The following is a 15014-nucleotide window of genomic DNA, read 5'->3' on the forward strand; positions in this document are numbered from 1 at the left end:
CCGGTTATGGTGATCAGTCGCGAGTTCGACGTGACCGTGGATCTCGTGCTTCGTGAGTTGGACCGGCGTCGCGAGCTCGCTTTTCGATTCGATCTCGCAGACTTCCCGGAGTCGCTGTCCCTCGATGCGCGTCTCGTCGACGGCCGGTGGGACGGACGGTTACGAACGGGCGGAGGGGTCTGTGACCTTGATGCGGTGCGTGGTGTCTGGTACCGCAAGCCGAGTCGCTTCGCACCGCACAAGGGGATGACCGATACCGAGCAGCAGTGGGCGGTCGTCGAGTCCCGCATGGGGTTCGGCGGCCTGCTCGCAGCGCTGCCGTGCCGCTGGATCAATCACCCGCATCGCAACGCAGTCGCCGGGGTGAAGCCCGGTCAGCTCGTCGTGGCGGCGGCGCTCGGGCTGACCGTGCCGGAATCGCTGGTGACCAATGATCCGAACGAGGCTCGTGAGTTCGTCGCGGCCCAGCCTGACGGGGCCGTCTACAAATCGTTTCACGGAGGCACCGGGACCGAGTCAGGCCGCATGACCGCCCTTTACACGACGCCTGTCAACGCCGCGGAGATCACCGACGGCGTCCAGCGGGCCGCTCATCTGTTCCAGGCCCGGGTGCCCAAGGCGTTCGAGGTACGGGTGACCGTGGTCGGCGATCGGCTGTTCGCGGTGCGGATCGACGTGGACTCCGAGATCGGTCGGCAGGACTGGCGGGCCGATCACGCCGGACATACCTACACGGTGATCACCCCGCCAGGGGACGTCACTACGCGGATACATGAGCTGATGCAGCACTTCGACCTGATCTTCGGCGCACTGGATTTCGTGGTCACCCCTGCCGATGAGTGGGTGTTCCTCGAAATCAATCCGAACGGCCAGTGGGGCTGGTTGCATACCGCCCTCGGCCTTCCTATCCCGTCGGCCCTGGCCGATGCACTCACCATGGGAGACCCACCGTGACGACCGCCCCGCCCGCCGATGCCACGACGCTGCGCAGGCAGCTCACCGCCGAGCTGGTCAGTCGAGAGAGGCTGTCCTCTCCGCGATGGGTTGCCGCTTTCGAAGCCGTTCCCCGCCATGAATTCGTTCAGCGGTTCACCTTGCCCGGTTCCGCGACCGTCCACTATGTGCTCGACGCCGATCCCGAGGGAGCCGCTTTGCGGCTCGCCTACTCCGATGCCTCACTGCTCACCCAGCACGACGACGGCGGGACCCCGACCTCGTCCAGCAGCGTGCCCTCGTTGATGGCGTTGATGCTCGAAGCTCTCGACGCCCATCCCGGCCACCGAGTACTCGAGATCGGCACCGGCACCGGCTACAACGCCGCCCTGCTCAGCCATGCACTGGGCGAGGACGCCGTGACCACGATCGACATCGACCCCGGACTCATCGCGGGCGCCCGGCAAGCACTGGACACGGCAGGATTTCGCCCCACGGTGCTCTGTGGGGACGGTGCAGCAGGCGCACCCGACCACGCGCCCTTCGATCGGCTGATCACGACCTGCGGGCTGCACCGCATCCCACCGCCCTGGCTCGATCAGGTCCGCGCAGGCGGCCTCATACTCGCGAACCTCGGTCTCGGCCTGATCCTGCTCCGCCTCGACGAGCAGCACACCGCCACTGGTCGGGTTCTCGACTACGCAGCCTTCATGCACATCCGCCCTGCTGCGGACCACACCGCACCGACAGCCCGCGACCTCGTCGCCTCGGCGACGCCCGACCGTCCCGGTCATCCTGGTCGCTTCACCCGCGACCTCGACGAACGCCCCGTCGACCTTCTTGTATCGGTTGTCCTGCCCGGCGTGCAGAAGGTCGTTCAGCACCGCCGGGACGGCGACCGCCTCCTTCTTGGCCACACCGCATCCGGCTCGTGGGCCCGTGTCTCGCCCAGCCCTGACAGGCAGACCGCCGACGTCGTCGAGCACGGCCCCCGCTCCCTGTGGACCGAACACCTCGACGTCGTCGACTGGTGGAACCGCCACGGCCGACCCGAGATCACCCGACTCGGCTTCACCGTCACGCCCACGGCACACACGCTGTGGCTCGACGATCCCGACGGCTCGGCCCTCCTTCGCCTGTCTGACTGATCAGGCGTGTCGATCGGCCGGGCGCCCCGGGAGGTGTGGTGCGGGCTGACGGGCGGATGCGAGCTGCCGTGGCGATTCCGCGATCACGCCGCACCCGTCCGCATCGCTCACCGCCCCCGCGCCGCCGTCTCGCGGGGGAGCTGGCTGGCGTAGATGGTCGCCTGGACCGGCGTCGCCACGCCCTGTTCCCTGCCGTGTCGGACCACCGCGCCGTTCTGGTCGGCCAGTTCCGAGGGCAGGCCCGATGCGAGATCGCGCTGCATGGAGGCCGTGGTCTCCGGGGAGAACACGTGCAGGTAGGTGTGCAGGATGTCGGCGAGATCGGTGTCCGTCAGCGCCACGCCGAGACTCTGCGCCACGGCGAACGCCTCGCGCATCGCCGTCGTCACCAGTTCGCGGGACTCCGGCACGGCCCGGGTCTCGCCTGCGGTGGCGCCGCTGATCGCGCCGACGCCGCCGTAGGAGGAGATCAGCGCCAGCTTCTTCCACAGTGCCCGTCGGATGTCCTCGGTCCAGCCCGCCGTGATCCCCGCCTGGGTGAGCGCGGCGATCGTCTGCCGCGCGGGCTGGTCGGCCTCGCCGCCTGCGAGGTAGCCGAGGGTCATGGTCGCGTCCGAGCCGACGTACTCGACGGTGGAGGCGTCCAGCCGTTGCGCGATCACCACGCAGGTGCCCGCGATGACGTTGTCCTCGCCGACGTGGGCTCCGGCGTGCGCGGGCGAGTCGACGCCGTTCTGCGTCGTGATCACCCGGCCGCCCGAGGCCAGCACGGGCGCGATCTCGTGGGCTGCCTCGTCGACCTGCCAGGCCTTGACCGCCAGGATCACCGCGTCGAAGCTCTCCTCGGATTCGAGGCGGTCGACGACCCGCACGGCGGGCGCCACGGCGACACCTGATCCGTGGCGGATCGTGATCGGCGTCCGCCGCACGGCGGCGACGGTGGCGGTGCGGCCCTTGAGCGTGACCGGGATGCCCGCGAGGGACAGCCGAGCCGCGAAGTACAGACCGATTCCGCCCGCCCCGTACACCAGTACCCGCACCGCGACACCTCAGATCTTCCTGGACAGGCGCCTCGCCTGTCTGCGAACAACGGACCCTCGCCGACGCCGACGCTGCGCCGTCGCACCGACCGATGGACTCGTCGGCCGGTGCACCACGTCGTGCACCTCGGCGCCCCCGAACTCCCGGTGCGTCGAACAGCGCGCCAGGGCGCCCGGACTCGACGACGCCGAGCGCACCCTCCAGGAGCGCTCGGCGGGGACCGCCATGCCTGGGCATCGCGCCCGCACCGGCGAACCCGGAGACGACGCCGATGATCTACCGTCGCACGGTCAACTCGACTGGTAAAGACCCGCGATCTCCTCCATCGCGCCCCATGCCGCGTCGGTGGGTTCGCCTGCCATGATCAGTTCCAGCGCGTCGAGCATGACGTGCCAGCCCACGGCGAAGTCCGCGGCGGGTTCACGGAGCACCTCGCTGTGGACGAGGGTCAGCACGCTTCCCTCGCCTGCGTCGCCTGCCGCCACCGTCCAGCGCACCGTCGAGTCCGGAACACCCTCCCACACCCAGGTGTGGGTGAGGCCGCCCTCGGCTCCTGGCGGGGTGACCTCCAGGACCGTGCCGGTCGCGGCGCCCTCCTCGCCGAAGTCGAAGTGCACCTCGCCGCCCACCACCGGGTCGATCCGACAGCCGGGCAGCCAGCGGGCGAGCCGATCCGGGTCGACGATCCACTCCCAGACCAGGGCGGGGGCGTACGGGAGCCGCCGTTCGAGGTGGATGCGGAAGGTGCCGTCCTCGCTGATGCCGAGGGTGCCGCGTCGGGCGGTGTGTCGAGTGGTCATGTCTCGGTCCCTCCTGGGGTTCGGTGTTCGGCGTCCATGGCCTCTTCCATGGCCTCCTCCAGCGAGTCGAGGGCCCGTTCCCAGCGTTCTCGCTGGTCGTCGAGCCAGTTCTCGACTTCGTCGAGGGAGGTCGGGTCGAGCGAGTAGACCCGCTGTCTCCCTTGAGCGGTCACGGTGAGGACGCCGGTCTCGGCCAGCACCCGGAGGTGTTGGGAGACGGCGGGCCTGCTGATCGAGAAGTGCGCGGCGATCTCGCCCGCGCTGCGGGCCTGCGCGGCGACGAGTTCGACGATGCGGCGTCGGTTGGGCTCGCCGAGTGCCTCGAATCGATCCACGGGGAGATATGTAAGCAGAGACTTACGCGTTGAGCAAGTCGGAGAGGCTCGCTGCTCGGCCCATGCCCGCGTGTTGCCCGGCCCCGTTCCGTGCAGCCCCCGAAGCCCCACCGGGTCCCGGTGCCTGCCTGCCGATGTCAGGTGCGCTGAGCCGACGTGTCACCGCAGGGCGACGGCTGACACAAGAGGACGTCGTCGGCGATGCGCGGTCGATTACGAGGCGAGCAGGCAGCGGGTGCAGGGGGCGCCCGCCCCCGGTGCGAGCTGTTCGAGTGCGTCGCCGAGGTGGAAGACGGCGCCGCACAGGGCGGTCATGGTGACGGCGGTCAGGCCTGCGGCGTCGACGAGGTGGACGTCCACGGTGCCGACTCGGCGGATGCACAGCCGTTGCCGGACGTCCACCGGGCGCGCGTCGGGCTTGTTCCAGATGATCGCCTGGCAGTCCGCGCAGTCCACGACCTCGGCAGGCACGCCCGGCAGCATCTCCTGCGGCGCGGGGCCGAGAGTGAGCGGAACCCCGCAGAGCGCGAGGGCTCGTGCGCCCTCGGCCGGGACCGGTTCGCCCGCGTTGACGAACACGGCGTGCCGCTGGCAGATCAGGCCCACGGTCGGCAGCGTGATCTGCTCGATGAGCATCGGCTCGGTGGCGCGGGCGGGGCAGGCCTCGTGGTGCTGCGTCGGAGGCCGGGAGGGTGTGGGGCCTGCTGCGTCTGCCGAGTTCGGCGAGGTCGCGGGGTGCTCGGGGCTGTCGGGCTGTTCTGGGGCGTCGGGCGGCTCTGGGGTCTCGGTCAAGCTCGGTCTCCGAACGGACGAGTCGGGGCGGAACCCCCGGTGACGGCGAGGACATACGGCCGCACCCGCGCCGCGCGCCGGGCGGGCCACGAGGTGATGAGGCGGAGCCGGCTTCGACTGCGCCGCAGGCTCGCGGCGGTCATGGCGCGGCCGCCGACCGCAGCCCGCGCACGTCGATCAGGGCCAGGCAGCGACGACATTCCTGGTCGTCGTAGTAGCACTGGCGGATCGGGATCGAGTTGAGCGCCGCGAAGCTCCGCTCGCCGCAGGCGGGCCGCACCAGGATCGAGCCGACTCGGTATTCGACCTGCCCGTGATGGGTGTCGCCTTGACAGACCGAGCGGACGAACCACTCCACCGGCCCGGTAGAGAGGGGGACGAGGCGGTTCGCCGGTCGGCCGGGTCGGCGGGGGCGCAGCTGCGTCACCGAGGCGAGCGGGCCGCCGGTCATGAGGCCACCGCCTCGGTCAGCGCGGCGCGCACCAGCTCGGCGAGGTCGGCGACGCGGGCCGCGTCCACCAGCCAACGGCCGAGCAGATCGTGGAAGTCCAGGATGGACAGCTCGACGATCTCGGCGGCGTGCAGCACGCGGACCTGCCGAGACTCGCCGTAGTGCATCGCCGACAGCGAGACGTCGTGACCGCCGTCCAACGCCGCGAGCAGACTGCGCGCGTCGGCGCGGCTGAGCTCCGCCGTGACTGAGGGCCGGTCGCCTCGATCGCCCGTCAGCAGGAGGAAACGGCCCGCCGGGGACACCGTCAGGAACGTCGACTGGCGGACGCAGTGGACGATCCACTGCGCGGCCACCGACCGTGAGCCGATCACCGCCCGACTCCCAGAGCGGGAGAGGCCCACCCCGGACGAAACCCCGAGGCCAGCTGCGCCGAGGCCGCCTCCGCCGCGCACCGCGCGAGGATGCTGGCGGCCGAGACCCCGCCGGTCCGGGTGCGTTCAGCGGAATGGGCCGGTCGCGGGCTGGTGCGAGCGGGGCGATGTCCGAACCACGTCAGCGCGGCACCCGCCGCCACCAACACCGATCCGAGGACGAGCAGCGCGATCACGACGCACCGCCGAGATTCCGCTGCGATGCCGAGGCGCGGCGAACCGTCTCCGCGCCGCACGCCGCCACGCGTACGGGGACTGCGGATCGCGACGGCCCGCCACGGCGTGCCGCGCGCAGCACCTGCCGTGTTCCGAGCGGCGGAGCCGGATCACGACGGGACTCGGCCACGGCCCAGCGGAACGCGACGAGGACGGCACCGATCAGGAGTGGGCCGATGATCATGAAGAGATGGGGCATGGGTACGCCTTTCATCTAACCGAAGTTGCGCTGATTCAGCATGGTTGCGCAGAACCAAGTGAGTCAATGGCTCGATCGGGTGTACCCGTGCGGCGGCACTCGTGATCTAGCCTGTGCTGCATGAACCGCAGCAGGCAGGCCGCGAAGTCTCCTCGGGCTCGCGCGCTCGGATCGGCACTTGCCGAAGCGCGGAAAGCTGCTGACCTCACACAACGGGCCACGGCAATCCGCCTTGGCGTTCACCACACGCGAATCGCACGAGCCGAGACCGGCGCACAGCCGCCGAGCGTCGAGGACACTGCGGGGATCCTGGGTGTCCTCCAAGTGACGGGTGAACGACGCAGCGAGATCCTCGCGATGGCACGCGACGTGCATCGTGGTACGTGGACGGTTACTGGAGCAGGGGTTCCGAAGCAGCTCACAACGTTGGTCGATTACGAGGCCGATGCGTGCTCGATGACCGTGGTGACGCCGCTCCTGATTCCCGGCCTGCTTCAGACGCGCCCCTACGCACACGCAATCATGAGCGCCGCAGGCGGGCTCCTCGACGACACTGTTATCGGTGCGCGGGTCATGTACCGCATGGGACGCCAGGACATACTTCGATCAGCCGAGCCGCCGACGTTCACATCCGTCCTCACAGAATGGGCGCTGCAGAGTCCTGTCGGGGGTCATGCCACGATGGCCGAGCAGTTGGCTCGCCTGACCGAGTGGATGAGGCATGATCACATTGACGTGCGCGTCGTGCCCGCTGCGATCGGGGCATCGCTCAGCTCTGCTGGGAATTTCTCGATCTACGAGTTCTCTAAGGCCACGCCCGTGGTGCACCTCGAACACATCTCAGCCAGCGTCTTCGTCGATGATGTGCGCGAAGTCGCTGACTTCGTCGCCGCGCGCGAAACGATCTTGAGTGAAACGCGGAGTTCGGCTGAATCTGCGGCTCTCATCGAGCACTACCTGTCCTATCACCGGAAGGCGACCAGATGACGGCACAACTCAACGGCTGGCGGAAGTCCAGCCGTAGCGCTGTTCAGACCGACTGCGTCGAGATCGGCTACGCCCCCGGGTTAGTCGGCATCCGGGACACGAAGAACCGTGGGGGCGGGACGCTGGTGGTAGACCGTGCTGCCTTCGACGCCTTCCTGGCCAGGGCGAAGGGCAACCGGACGAGCTGAACCGCCGCAGATGGCGGGTTCAGCGTGTTCCTTGGCGGACTGCCTTCGGCGTTCCGCTCAGCCAGAGCCGTGGATCGTCGATCGACCCCCTGCTTTCCCCGTGTCTCGCCTCTGCGGCACCATAGGGACAGTCACGAAGAGTAGGGGGTCGATTCGTGTCCGTCACCGACGTGGTCGCACAGCTCCGGCAAGCCCATGCCTTACTCACTGCGGCCCGCCTTGCCACCGCCCAGGCCGATGCCGCGATCGTCGACGGCGCCATGATCTTCGCCGCCGCCACCGCCAGCTCGACCCAATCCGAGGTCGCAGGCATCGCCGACCTCGCCCGACTGTCCAGCGAGGACGTCCGCACGGCCGACGCCCTCTTCGCCCAGACCCAGGCCCTCATCGATACGTACTGCCACGACATCGCCGGGGTCGGGGCAGAGCCTGTCGTTGGCGGAGGAGACCTCGCGACAGCAGGTGAGTCATTGCGTCCGGGAGCGTCGATGGGCCCTGCGTTGTCGGTGGCCAAGCCTGAGTCTGAATCGGGAGAAAGCCCCGGACCGGAGGTTCGCTACGCGGGCTGGATCGCGGAACTCCGTCGAGCCAAGGCAAAAGTCAGCCCAGATAAGATACTCAGAATGACTCGGCATCGGAACGGTCATCTCGTCTGGCTGGAAGCCGGCTCCGAACGCGCTGGTCTTCGTCATATTCTCCGGCCGAAGCGTGAAGGAAACTTTGAGGACAAAGGTATTTCTGCGGATTGCATCGTCGACCTGATATTTGCAGGAATCGATCGTGGAACCCTGGTAGGCTACATTGGTGAAGATCGAGAAGTATACGACGTGGAATTCGATGGGCGTGTTCAGCGCGTGGCGGTAGCCATTGCTGACAATGGCTTCATCATCACGGCTCATCCAATGCATGACTATCAGAAGGTTCGACCGACGATCGCCAGGGAGTTCTGAGGAAATGACCGTTGACGTTGCGCTTCTCGCGGGCTTCTACGAAGGGCCGTTCTATTACCATGTGAGGAAAGGTGCGGGAACGAACTGGTCTGTTGAGGAAGCGGCTGAACATCTACGGCTGGGTCCCGGTCTTGTCGCAGACCTCATCGCATGGGACAACGAGTATCAGGCCATCCTCGACAGGTCCTACCCGCCCGATTCAAAGTTTCCGACTCCTGAAGCCGAGCGGGCTTGGATCGAGCGGGGCAAGGAGTTGGCCGCGCGGATCAAGCGGGAGTCGCCGCTGGTGGCCAGTGTGGATTACCAGGCTGACGGCTGCTACAAGGACGGCACGTGTGTGTTCTAGGGCGTCGATCCCCCTCGGTGCGAGACGATGACGAGAAACGATGTCAGTCGCACCAAGGCGCCCAATCCGCGCCTAGCCCGACTCCTGGTAGCGGAATCGAAATTCGGAGACGCCGCCCGCCTCCCCGTCCTCGGCGACACGATGTCGGATTCCGCATCGCCGCCGACCTGCGCCAGCCGAATGCCGCCCTAGGCATTCCGGCGCAGGTCCCGCACGTCGGGGAGCGGACGAAAGCCTGCCGAGCGGTAGGTGGCGACGCCGCCGACGTTGGCAGTCGCCGTGCACACGGTCGCGCTCGACGAGCCCAGCTCCCGCAGCGCGGCCGCCGAGGCCACGGTGATCGCCCTGCCGTAGCCGTGCCCCCGATGGTCACGGTGCACGCCCATCGGCTCGAGCAGACCCGGCCTTCCCGCACCGGCCGACCACACCGTTGCGGTGGCCACCGCGACGCCGTGATCGTCGTACGCGATGAGGCAGCGGGCGTCGGCGTACGGCGGTCCGGTGGTCATCGCGTGCCATCGCTCTGAGGTGAACGTCGATCTGCTGAACGCCGCGCGCTGCACGGCGGCCCGCACCGAGGCCTGCTCCGGGCCGGTCGTCTCGATGCGCACGCCGCAGTCCGCCACCGGCTCCGCGAGGTCACGCACGAGCGGTGTCCACGGCTTGCTGAGTTCCCACCCGCCGTCGAGCAGCAGCTCGTGGAACACGCCTCGCCAGCGCGCCTCGACGGAGGCGGTTCCCTGCGGCAGGACACCGCGCTCGGGCTGCGACACGTCGGCGGCCAGCCTGCGGGCCAGGTCCTCGTCGCCTGCTGCGCCCGGTGCGATCCCCAACCGCGCCAGACCGGAACCGTCCAGCAGCCCGAGGGCGCGAATCCGCCCGTCGCGACGCCAGATTCGGACCGCCTTGGCCGTCGCCTCCGCTCCGAATCGCCAGTACCAGCCCAGGTCGCCGGGATGCAACGGCACCGACGCCCCGTCGTGCTGCCACTCGCGCAGCACACGAACGGCCTCGGCCAGCTCGTCGGATTCCGGAGTGCTCAGAACGATCGACACAGCGTGATTCAAACACTGCCGTGCCGGCCGGCCCAACGGTTTCTCGGCCGGCCCGCATGCTCAGTCGCAGATCGCGATCATTCAGCGCTCCGGCCTGCTCGGTCTGTCACCCTCCCCCTGCGGCGCCGCAGGCTCACCCGGACGAGGGTGGCTACCGATTACACTCTGTCCGTGAATCACCGCCGGCGTGCCCTGGAATCCTGGCGCAGCCTCGACGTCTCGGTTCGGGATCTCCCGCTGGGACTACTGTTCCTCGCCACGTCGTTCGTGCCCTCCTTCCACAACCACGGCACCCAGCTCGGCGGAATGCCCGACCGACCCTTCGACGCGCTGGCCGTCGTGGCGATCGCCCTTCAGTGCCTTCCGCTCGCGATTCGTCGGAAGCGGCCCGCAGTCTGCCTGCTGTTGGTGTCGGCGGGCTTCGCCGTCGATCAGCTCGGCGGCTACCACACGCTTGCGGGCACCGCGTTCGCCATCGCGGTGCTGAGCACGGGCGTCCACCTGGAACGACGACGCCGCGCCACCGCGCTCCTCTTCTCGGTGGCGGGGTATCTGCCGCTGGCGATCGTGCTCTCCCAGCTCGGAACCGGGGAGTCGGTGGCCGGGTTCGTGACGTTCTACCTGGCGCTGGTCTTCGTCTGGTGTATCGGGGCGTGGCTGCGCTCCACCCGCGCCATGGAGGCCGAGCGGCGGCGCCGTGTCGCCGAGGACACCCGCACCGCCGAACGCACCCGCATCGCTCGCGAACTCCACGACGTCGTGACCCATCACGTGACGGCGATGGTCGTGCAGGCCGAGGCGGCGCGGTATCTGACCGCCGCGCCGGATCGCCTCGACGAGTCCCTGACCGCTGTCACCGACACCGGCCGCCGCGCCATCACGGATCTGCGGCACCTGCTCGACCTGCTCAATCCCGACCACGGCCCCGAGACCAGGGCGCCTGCCGTCGGCCGAGTCCTCACTCTCGTGGAGCAGACGCGCCGGGCCGGGCAGCCGGTGGAGTTCTTCGAGCAGGGCACGCCGCCCGTCTCGACCGGCAGTGCCGACCTCGTCGCCTATCGGGTCGTGCAGGAGGCCCTCACCAACGCCCTCAAGTACGCCCACGGCAGCCGGACCTCCGTCCAGCTGCACCACGGAGAAGGCGAGATCACCGTGGAGGTCGGCACGGACGGTTCCGGCTCGCAGGCCGGGTCCCCCGGCGGGAGCGGGCGGGGTCTGGCGGGTCTCCGCGACCGGGTCGACGTCCTCGGCGGCGACTTCCATGCGGAGCCGCAGACCGGGGGCGGCTTCCTCGTGCGGGCCCGCATCCCCGCCGGGAGCCCGTCGTGACCGCCCCGATCCGGGTCCTGGTCTGCGACGACCAGGTGTTGATCCGCACCGGGCTGGTGACGATCATCGACGCGCAGCCGGATCTGGAGATCGTGGGCGAGTGCGGGGACGGGCAGGCCGCGGTCGAACTGGCGAACCGGCTTCACCCGGACGTCGTCGTGATGGACGTGCGGATGCCGGTGCTCGACGGCATTGCGGCGACCCGCCTACTGGCCGGTGCCGGTGTGGAGCGACCGGCCAAGGTGCTCGTGGTGACGACCTTCAACCTCGACGAGTACGTCTACGAGGCGCTGCGCAGCGGGGCGAGCGGGTTCCTGCTCAAGGACGCGCCGCCTGCGCAACTGCTGCACGGCATCCGCACCGTGGCGACGGGCGCGGCGCTGCTGGACCCGGAGGTGACTCGACAACTCGTCGGCCGGTACGCCGCGCGCATCCGCCCCGTCGACGACACCTCGTCCGACATCCCGTTGACGCCCCGCGAACAGGAGGTCCTGCGCCTCATCGCCGACGGACTCTCCAACGGCGAGGTCGCCGCGACGCTGGTGATCAGCCAGGAGACCGTCAAGACCTTCGTCTCCCGCATCCTCGCTAAACTCGGACTTCGAGACCGGGTCCAGGCGGTCGTCTACGCCTACCGCCACGGCATGGTCGCCTGACGCGGCAGCACTGTCCGGCCGACGAAGCCTGCGTGTCGGGCGGATTCCTGCCTGCGGCCGTCTCCGCACCACCGCTGCCGCCTGCAAGCCCCGTCTCTCGGCTGCCTTCCCGTCGAGGCTGTCGGTCTGCGGGCGTCGCTCGGCTTCGCGGAACCCGGCCTGCTCCAGACGCCTGTCCGCTGCGTGGGCGAGGACCGCATCCGATCGACCGCGCTCGACACCCGCCACGGATGTCCGTCGCGGACACCCTGCCACGACGAAAGGGACGGCGGCGCCGGATCGAACCCGGCGCCGCCGTCCGCATCCCCCGTCCGGTGCGGACCCCCTCTTCGTGCTGATCGTCCGTGCGTGGCTCAGCGCTGCCCGGCGGCCTCGACCACCCGCCGGATCGCCTCGACGGCGACCTCGGGCTCGTCGAGATAGATCTCGTGCCCGCTGTTCTCGGCCGTGCTCAGGGTGCTGTTGCTGGAGACGGCGAGCCACTTCTCCTGGCCCTCGGCCCAGGCCTGCTCCATGGCCGCCCCGTACTCGGGCACCTCCTCCAGATACGGCACGCCGTGCTGGACGACCTCCACCGGGATGTCCCCTGCGGACCGGACGTCTGCGTCGGGGAACGCGAGCATCTCCGGGTTCTCGCCGTCGATGACGGCCAAGGTCTGGTCGCGAAGGTCGGCGGCCGGTCCGCCGGCGGATTCGGGGACGTCCCTGGCGAGGTCGGCTGCCTGGGTCGGCGAGGTGGCGTCCATCAGGACGAGGCCGGCGACCCGGTCCTGGTGATCGGGCGCGTACCTGGCGGAAAGCAGCCCGCCCAGTGAATGTCCGGCCAGCACGACGGGCGCGTCGCCTGCGACCTCGTCGAGCACGCCGGTCAGGACCACGCCGCTGCTCTCGATGGTCTGTGGCTCGCTCGGTGCATCGCTCGCACCCGCGCCGAGCCGGTCGTAGGAGCAGGCTCGGTCGGTCTCGCCGAGGGTGTCCTGGAGATCGGCCAGCATGTCCAGCGAGTGACCGCCCCCGTGCAGCAGGACGATGACCGGCCTGCCGTCGGTCGGGGTGCCGGAACAGGACACGTTCACCGAACTGCCGTCGACGTCGATCTGCTGGACGCCGGTGAACGGGGCCGCGTCGTCGGCCTGCTCCGTGGTGTCCGAACTGGACGAGTTCGTGGCGGGCGCGGCTTCCTCGGGAGCGGAGTCTCCGCAGCCGGCCAGTCCTACCCCGGCCACGGCGAACAGCGCGATCAGAGCGGAGGCCCTGCCATTGCGGATCATCAAGCCACTCCTGAGAAGAGAGAACGGAGAATCAGGCGGTATCCCGGTGAATTCCGGTACCGCACTGCTAGTGATGAAAACGGTACGGATTCCGGGGCCCGGAATCGTCACCATCCGGAGGACACCTGCGCGTAGCTCTCTCGGGGGACAGGCCCTCGCCCGGCGACTCGGTGTCAGGCGGGACGCAGCGGCGCCAGCCGTCTGCTGAGCAGGCGGACGTCCTTGATCAGTCGCTGGTCGGTGCTCCTGCGCGCGGGCGGGACGGGGCGAGATCGAGACCCGATCAGCAGGCCGGTCCGGCCGGCCAGGGACGCGTCGGTGGCGGCGAAGACGGACGATCTCGACGCCTCGGATGCAGGCCCGGAGGTGGAGCGCTCGAAGACCCGCCGGACCAGCGGCCACATCAGACGCAGTCCCGGAGAGACGATCTCGGGGGAGAGCAGGGTGCCGTCGGTCATCTCGGTGGCGGCGCCGCCGGGGTCGGCCGCGAACACCGAGACTCCGGTGCCGCGCAGGCGTTCGGCCAGTTCCCAGGTGTAGGCGAGATTGGCGAGCTTCGCCCGGCCGTACCAGTGGAAGGCGTAGTAGGCGCCGGGCGGCTCGACGGCGTCGAAGACGGGCTTGGCGGCCTGGATGGCGCCGGAGCTGACGTTCACGATCCGGCTCGGTCCGCCGGCGTGCAGTGGCTCCAGCAGGAGTTCGGTCAACAGGTATGGGGAGAGGTGGTTGACGGCGAACGAGGCCTCGATGCCGTCGACGGTCTGCCGATGGTCGGTGAACATCCCGCCGACATTGTTGACCAGCAGCGTTAAGGGACCTGCTGCCGCGAGCCGGGCGGCCAGCGCTCGGACGTCGTCGAGCGAGGCGAGGTCGGTCGTTTCGAAGCGAGGCTTCGCCGAGGTGGCGACCGAGCCGATCCGCTCCAGCGCGAGAGCACCGCGTCTGGCGTCTCGGCCGACCACGGTGACGGCGTGCCCGGCTGCCGCCAGGCCCATCGCGGTCTCGAGACCGATTCCTCCGGTGCCTGCCGTCACTACTGCCCGTCCTCGGTCCATGGTGTCGCCTTCCGTCGCACGCCTGTCCGGATAGTTATCCGGTTACGGTCGCCGACGGTAGCACAATCGGATATCTATCCGCTTATGGTCGAGTGTCCGGGTCTCGGAACGAGGCCGCCGCGTCAGCGCGGGGGACGCAGGCCCTCGAGCAGGACGTCGAGGTAGAGCTCGGCGTGCCGGGGATCGCCGCCGCCGGAACGCACGGCATGGTCGACGCCGCACACCAGTCGTCGCACGTCGTCCGCCTCGATGTCGTGCCGCACGGCGCCGACGCGGCGGGCGCGATCGAGCAGTTCCGTGACCGCGCGGTCCAGCTCGGCCTTCATCGCCGAGGTCTGCGGATCGACGTCGTCGGCGGATTCGAGCACGGCCGCGAAGCCGGGGTTCGTGGGGAGACGGCCGAGCGTGAACCGCAGCAGGCGGTGCAGGCCCGCGACGGCATCCGCCTCGGCCGCCGCAGCCTGCGCCTCGGCCACCAGCTCGTGGAATCGCTCCGCCGACAGCGCCTCCACCAGGGCGTGCCGGTCGGAGAAGTGCCGATAGACGGTTCCGACGCCGACTCCGGCGAGCCGGGCGATGGTGTTCAGCTGGAGGGAGTCGTCGCCTGCGGCCAACTGCTCCCTGGCGACCTGCAACACCCGAGCGCGATTGCGCGCGGCATCGGCCCGCAGTGCGTGTGCTCGGTCGGCTGGTGATGTCACGAAGTCAGCATAATGACGAGCGCCCGCGATCACGGCGCGCGGTTCTCGCGGGCAGAGTCGCTGGTGGGGCGGTGCCTCACGGCCGGTCGCCGACCGCGTCTCGGCTCGCGATCGAGTCGACGAGCCG

The 15014-nt window shown here is 69.4% G+C and carries 19 protein-coding genes; 8 read left to right on the top strand and 11 right to left on the bottom strand.

Features of this window, described 5'->3' with window-relative positions; genetic code table 11:
- Nucleotides 1-6 precede the first annotated feature (6 nt).
- The gene (gene tgmB / locus UA75_RS07445) at nt 7-954 is read left to right on the top strand and encodes an ATP-grasp ribosomal peptide maturase (RefSeq protein ID WP_083690647.1); all 948 of its coding nucleotides are present in this window, start codon (nt 7-9) and stop codon (nt 952-954) included.
- Nucleotides 951-2081 (top strand): methyltransferase domain-containing protein, encoded by a 1131-nt coding sequence (locus tag UA75_RS07450; RefSeq protein WP_075739626.1) that lies wholly within the window; start codon nt 951-953, stop codon nt 2079-2081. The genes tgmB and UA75_RS07450 overlap by 4 nt, the downstream gene beginning before the upstream one ends.
- A 107-nt stretch (nt 2082-2188) precedes the next feature.
- Here UA75_RS07450 and UA75_RS07455 read toward each other — a convergent pair whose 3' ends face one another.
- The 7 genes from UA75_RS07455 to UA75_RS07490 form a co-directional block, all read right to left on the bottom strand.
- Nucleotides 2189-3121 (bottom strand): ketopantoate reductase family protein, encoded by a 933-nt coding sequence (locus tag UA75_RS07455; RefSeq protein WP_075739627.1) that lies wholly within the window; start codon nt 3119-3121, stop codon nt 2189-2191.
- 291 nt (nt 3122-3412) lie between these two features.
- Nucleotides 3413-3922, bottom strand: a complete 510-nt coding sequence (locus UA75_RS07460; RefSeq protein ID WP_075739628.1) for an SRPBCC domain-containing protein — start codon at nt 3920-3922, stop codon at nt 3413-3415.
- Complete coding sequence (locus UA75_RS07465) at nt 3919-4257, bottom strand: ArsR/SmtB family transcription factor (RefSeq protein ID WP_075739629.1); 339 nt, start codon at nt 4255-4257, stop codon at nt 3919-3921. The genes UA75_RS07460 and UA75_RS07465 overlap by 4 nt, the downstream gene beginning before the upstream one ends.
- Nucleotides 4258-4470: 213 nt before the next feature.
- A complete protein-coding gene (locus UA75_RS07470) occupies nt 4471-5049 on the bottom strand; it encodes a hypothetical protein (protein WP_157434048.1) in 579 nt (192 codons plus the stop codon).
- 139 nt (nt 5050-5188) lie between these two features.
- Nucleotides 5189-5500 carry a hypothetical protein gene (locus UA75_RS07475; RefSeq protein ID WP_075739631.1) on the bottom strand — a complete coding sequence of 104 codons (312 nt, stop codon included), beginning with the start codon at nt 5498-5500 and terminating at the stop codon, nt 5189-5191.
- Entirely contained in the window at nt 5497-5874 is a 378-nt protein-coding gene (locus UA75_RS07480; protein ID WP_075739632.1) for a hypothetical protein, read from the bottom strand. Before UA75_RS07480 ends, UA75_RS07475 begins: the two co-directional genes overlap by 4 nt.
- Nucleotides 5875-6106: 232 nt before the next feature.
- Nucleotides 6107-6349, bottom strand: a complete 243-nt coding sequence (locus UA75_RS07490; RefSeq protein ID WP_075739634.1) for a hypothetical protein — start codon at nt 6347-6349, stop codon at nt 6107-6109.
- A gap of 120 nt (nt 6350-6469) precedes the next feature.
- Between UA75_RS07490 and UA75_RS07495 the strand changes: the two genes are divergently transcribed.
- The 4 genes from UA75_RS07495 to UA75_RS07510 all read left to right on the top strand — a co-directional run bounded on the left by UA75_RS07495 (nt 6470) and on the right by UA75_RS07510 (nt 8820).
- Nucleotides 6470-7336 (top strand): helix-turn-helix domain-containing protein, encoded by an 867-nt coding sequence (locus tag UA75_RS07495; RefSeq protein ID WP_075739635.1) that lies wholly within the window; start codon nt 6470-6472, stop codon nt 7334-7336.
- Nucleotides 7333-7524 carry a DUF397 domain-containing protein gene (locus tag UA75_RS07500; RefSeq protein ID WP_075739636.1) on the top strand — a complete coding sequence of 64 codons (192 nt, stop codon included), beginning with the start codon at nt 7333-7335 and terminating at the stop codon, nt 7522-7524. Before UA75_RS07495 ends, UA75_RS07500 begins: the two co-directional genes overlap by 4 nt.
- Before the next feature lie 155 nt (nt 7525-7679).
- Nucleotides 7680-8474 carry a hypothetical protein gene (locus UA75_RS32635; RefSeq protein ID WP_157434049.1) on the top strand — a complete coding sequence of 265 codons (795 nt, stop codon included), beginning with the start codon at nt 7680-7682 and terminating at the stop codon, nt 8472-8474.
- Between the two features lie 4 nt (nt 8475-8478).
- Nucleotides 8479-8820 carry a hypothetical protein gene (locus UA75_RS07510; protein ID WP_075739637.1) on the top strand — a complete coding sequence of 114 codons (342 nt, stop codon included), beginning with the start codon at nt 8479-8481 and terminating at the stop codon, nt 8818-8820.
- 188 nt (nt 8821-9008) lie between these two features.
- Here UA75_RS07510 and UA75_RS07515 read toward each other — a convergent pair whose 3' ends face one another.
- A complete protein-coding gene (locus tag UA75_RS07515; RefSeq protein ID WP_075739638.1) occupies nt 9009-9875 on the bottom strand; it encodes a GNAT family N-acetyltransferase in 867 nt (288 codons plus the stop codon).
- A gap of 171 nt (nt 9876-10046) precedes the next feature.
- Between UA75_RS07515 and UA75_RS07520 the strand changes: the two genes are divergently transcribed.
- Nucleotides 10047-11204, top strand: coding sequence for a sensor histidine kinase (locus UA75_RS07520; RefSeq protein WP_075739639.1), 1158 nt, complete (start codon nt 10047-10049; stop codon nt 11202-11204).
- The gene (locus tag UA75_RS07525; protein ID WP_075739640.1) at nt 11201-11860 is read left to right on the top strand and encodes a response regulator; all 660 of its coding nucleotides are present in this window, start codon (nt 11201-11203) and stop codon (nt 11858-11860) included. Before UA75_RS07520 ends, UA75_RS07525 begins: the two co-directional genes overlap by 4 nt.
- 353 nt (nt 11861-12213) lie before the next feature.
- Here the strand turns inward: UA75_RS07525 and UA75_RS07530 are convergent, their stop codons facing one another.
- The 3 genes from UA75_RS07530 to UA75_RS07540 all read right to left on the bottom strand — a co-directional run bounded on the left by UA75_RS07530 (nt 12214) and on the right by UA75_RS07540 (nt 14887).
- The gene (locus tag UA75_RS07530) at nt 12214-13131 is read right to left on the bottom strand and encodes an alpha/beta fold hydrolase (protein ID WP_075739641.1); all 918 of its coding nucleotides are present in this window, start codon (nt 13129-13131) and stop codon (nt 12214-12216) included.
- A gap of 173 nt (nt 13132-13304) precedes the next feature.
- Nucleotides 13305-14186 (bottom strand): SDR family NAD(P)-dependent oxidoreductase, encoded by an 882-nt coding sequence (locus UA75_RS07535; RefSeq protein WP_075739642.1) that lies wholly within the window; start codon nt 14184-14186, stop codon nt 13305-13307.
- Nucleotides 14187-14308: 122 nt separating this feature from the next.
- Entirely contained in the window at nt 14309-14887 is a 579-nt protein-coding gene (locus tag UA75_RS07540; RefSeq protein ID WP_075743522.1) for a TetR/AcrR family transcriptional regulator, read from the bottom strand.
- Nucleotides 14888-15014: the final 127 nt, after the last annotated feature.

The organism is Actinoalloteichus sp. GBA129-24, from assembly GCF_001941645.1.
Classification (GTDB): Bacteria; Actinomycetota; Actinomycetes; order Mycobacteriales; family Pseudonocardiaceae; genus Actinoalloteichus_A; species Actinoalloteichus_A fjordicus.

Excerpts from the sequence above, each read along its gene's own strand:
- tgmB (WP_083690647.1), top strand. The coding sequence starts at position 7 with ATGGTGATCAGTCGCGAGTTCGACGTGACCGTGGATCTCGTGCTTCGT.
- UA75_RS07460 (WP_075739628.1), bottom strand. The coding sequence starts at position 3,922 with ATGACCACTCGACACACCGCCCGACGCGGCACCCTCGGCATCAGCGAG.
- UA75_RS07475 (WP_075739631.1), bottom strand. The coding sequence starts at position 5,500 with ATGACCGGCGGCCCGCTCGCCTCGGTGACGCAGCTGCGCCCCCGCCGA.
- UA75_RS07490 (WP_075739634.1), bottom strand. The coding sequence starts at position 6,349 with ATGCCCCATCTCTTCATGATCATCGGCCCACTCCTGATCGGTGCCGTC.
- UA75_RS07495 (WP_075739635.1), top strand. The coding sequence starts at position 6,470 with ATGAACCGCAGCAGGCAGGCCGCGAAGTCTCCTCGGGCTCGCGCGCTC.
- UA75_RS07500 (WP_075739636.1), top strand. The coding sequence starts at position 7,333 with ATGACGGCACAACTCAACGGCTGGCGGAAGTCCAGCCGTAGCGCTGTT.
- UA75_RS07510 (WP_075739637.1), top strand. The coding sequence starts at position 8,479 with ATGACCGTTGACGTTGCGCTTCTCGCGGGCTTCTACGAAGGGCCGTTC.
- UA75_RS07530 (WP_075739641.1), bottom strand. The coding sequence starts at position 13,131 with ATGATCCGCAATGGCAGGGCCTCCGCTCTGATCGCGCTGTTCGCCGTG.
- UA75_RS07535 (WP_075739642.1), bottom strand. The coding sequence starts at position 14,186 with ATGGACCGAGGACGGGCAGTAGTGACGGCAGGCACCGGAGGAATCGGT.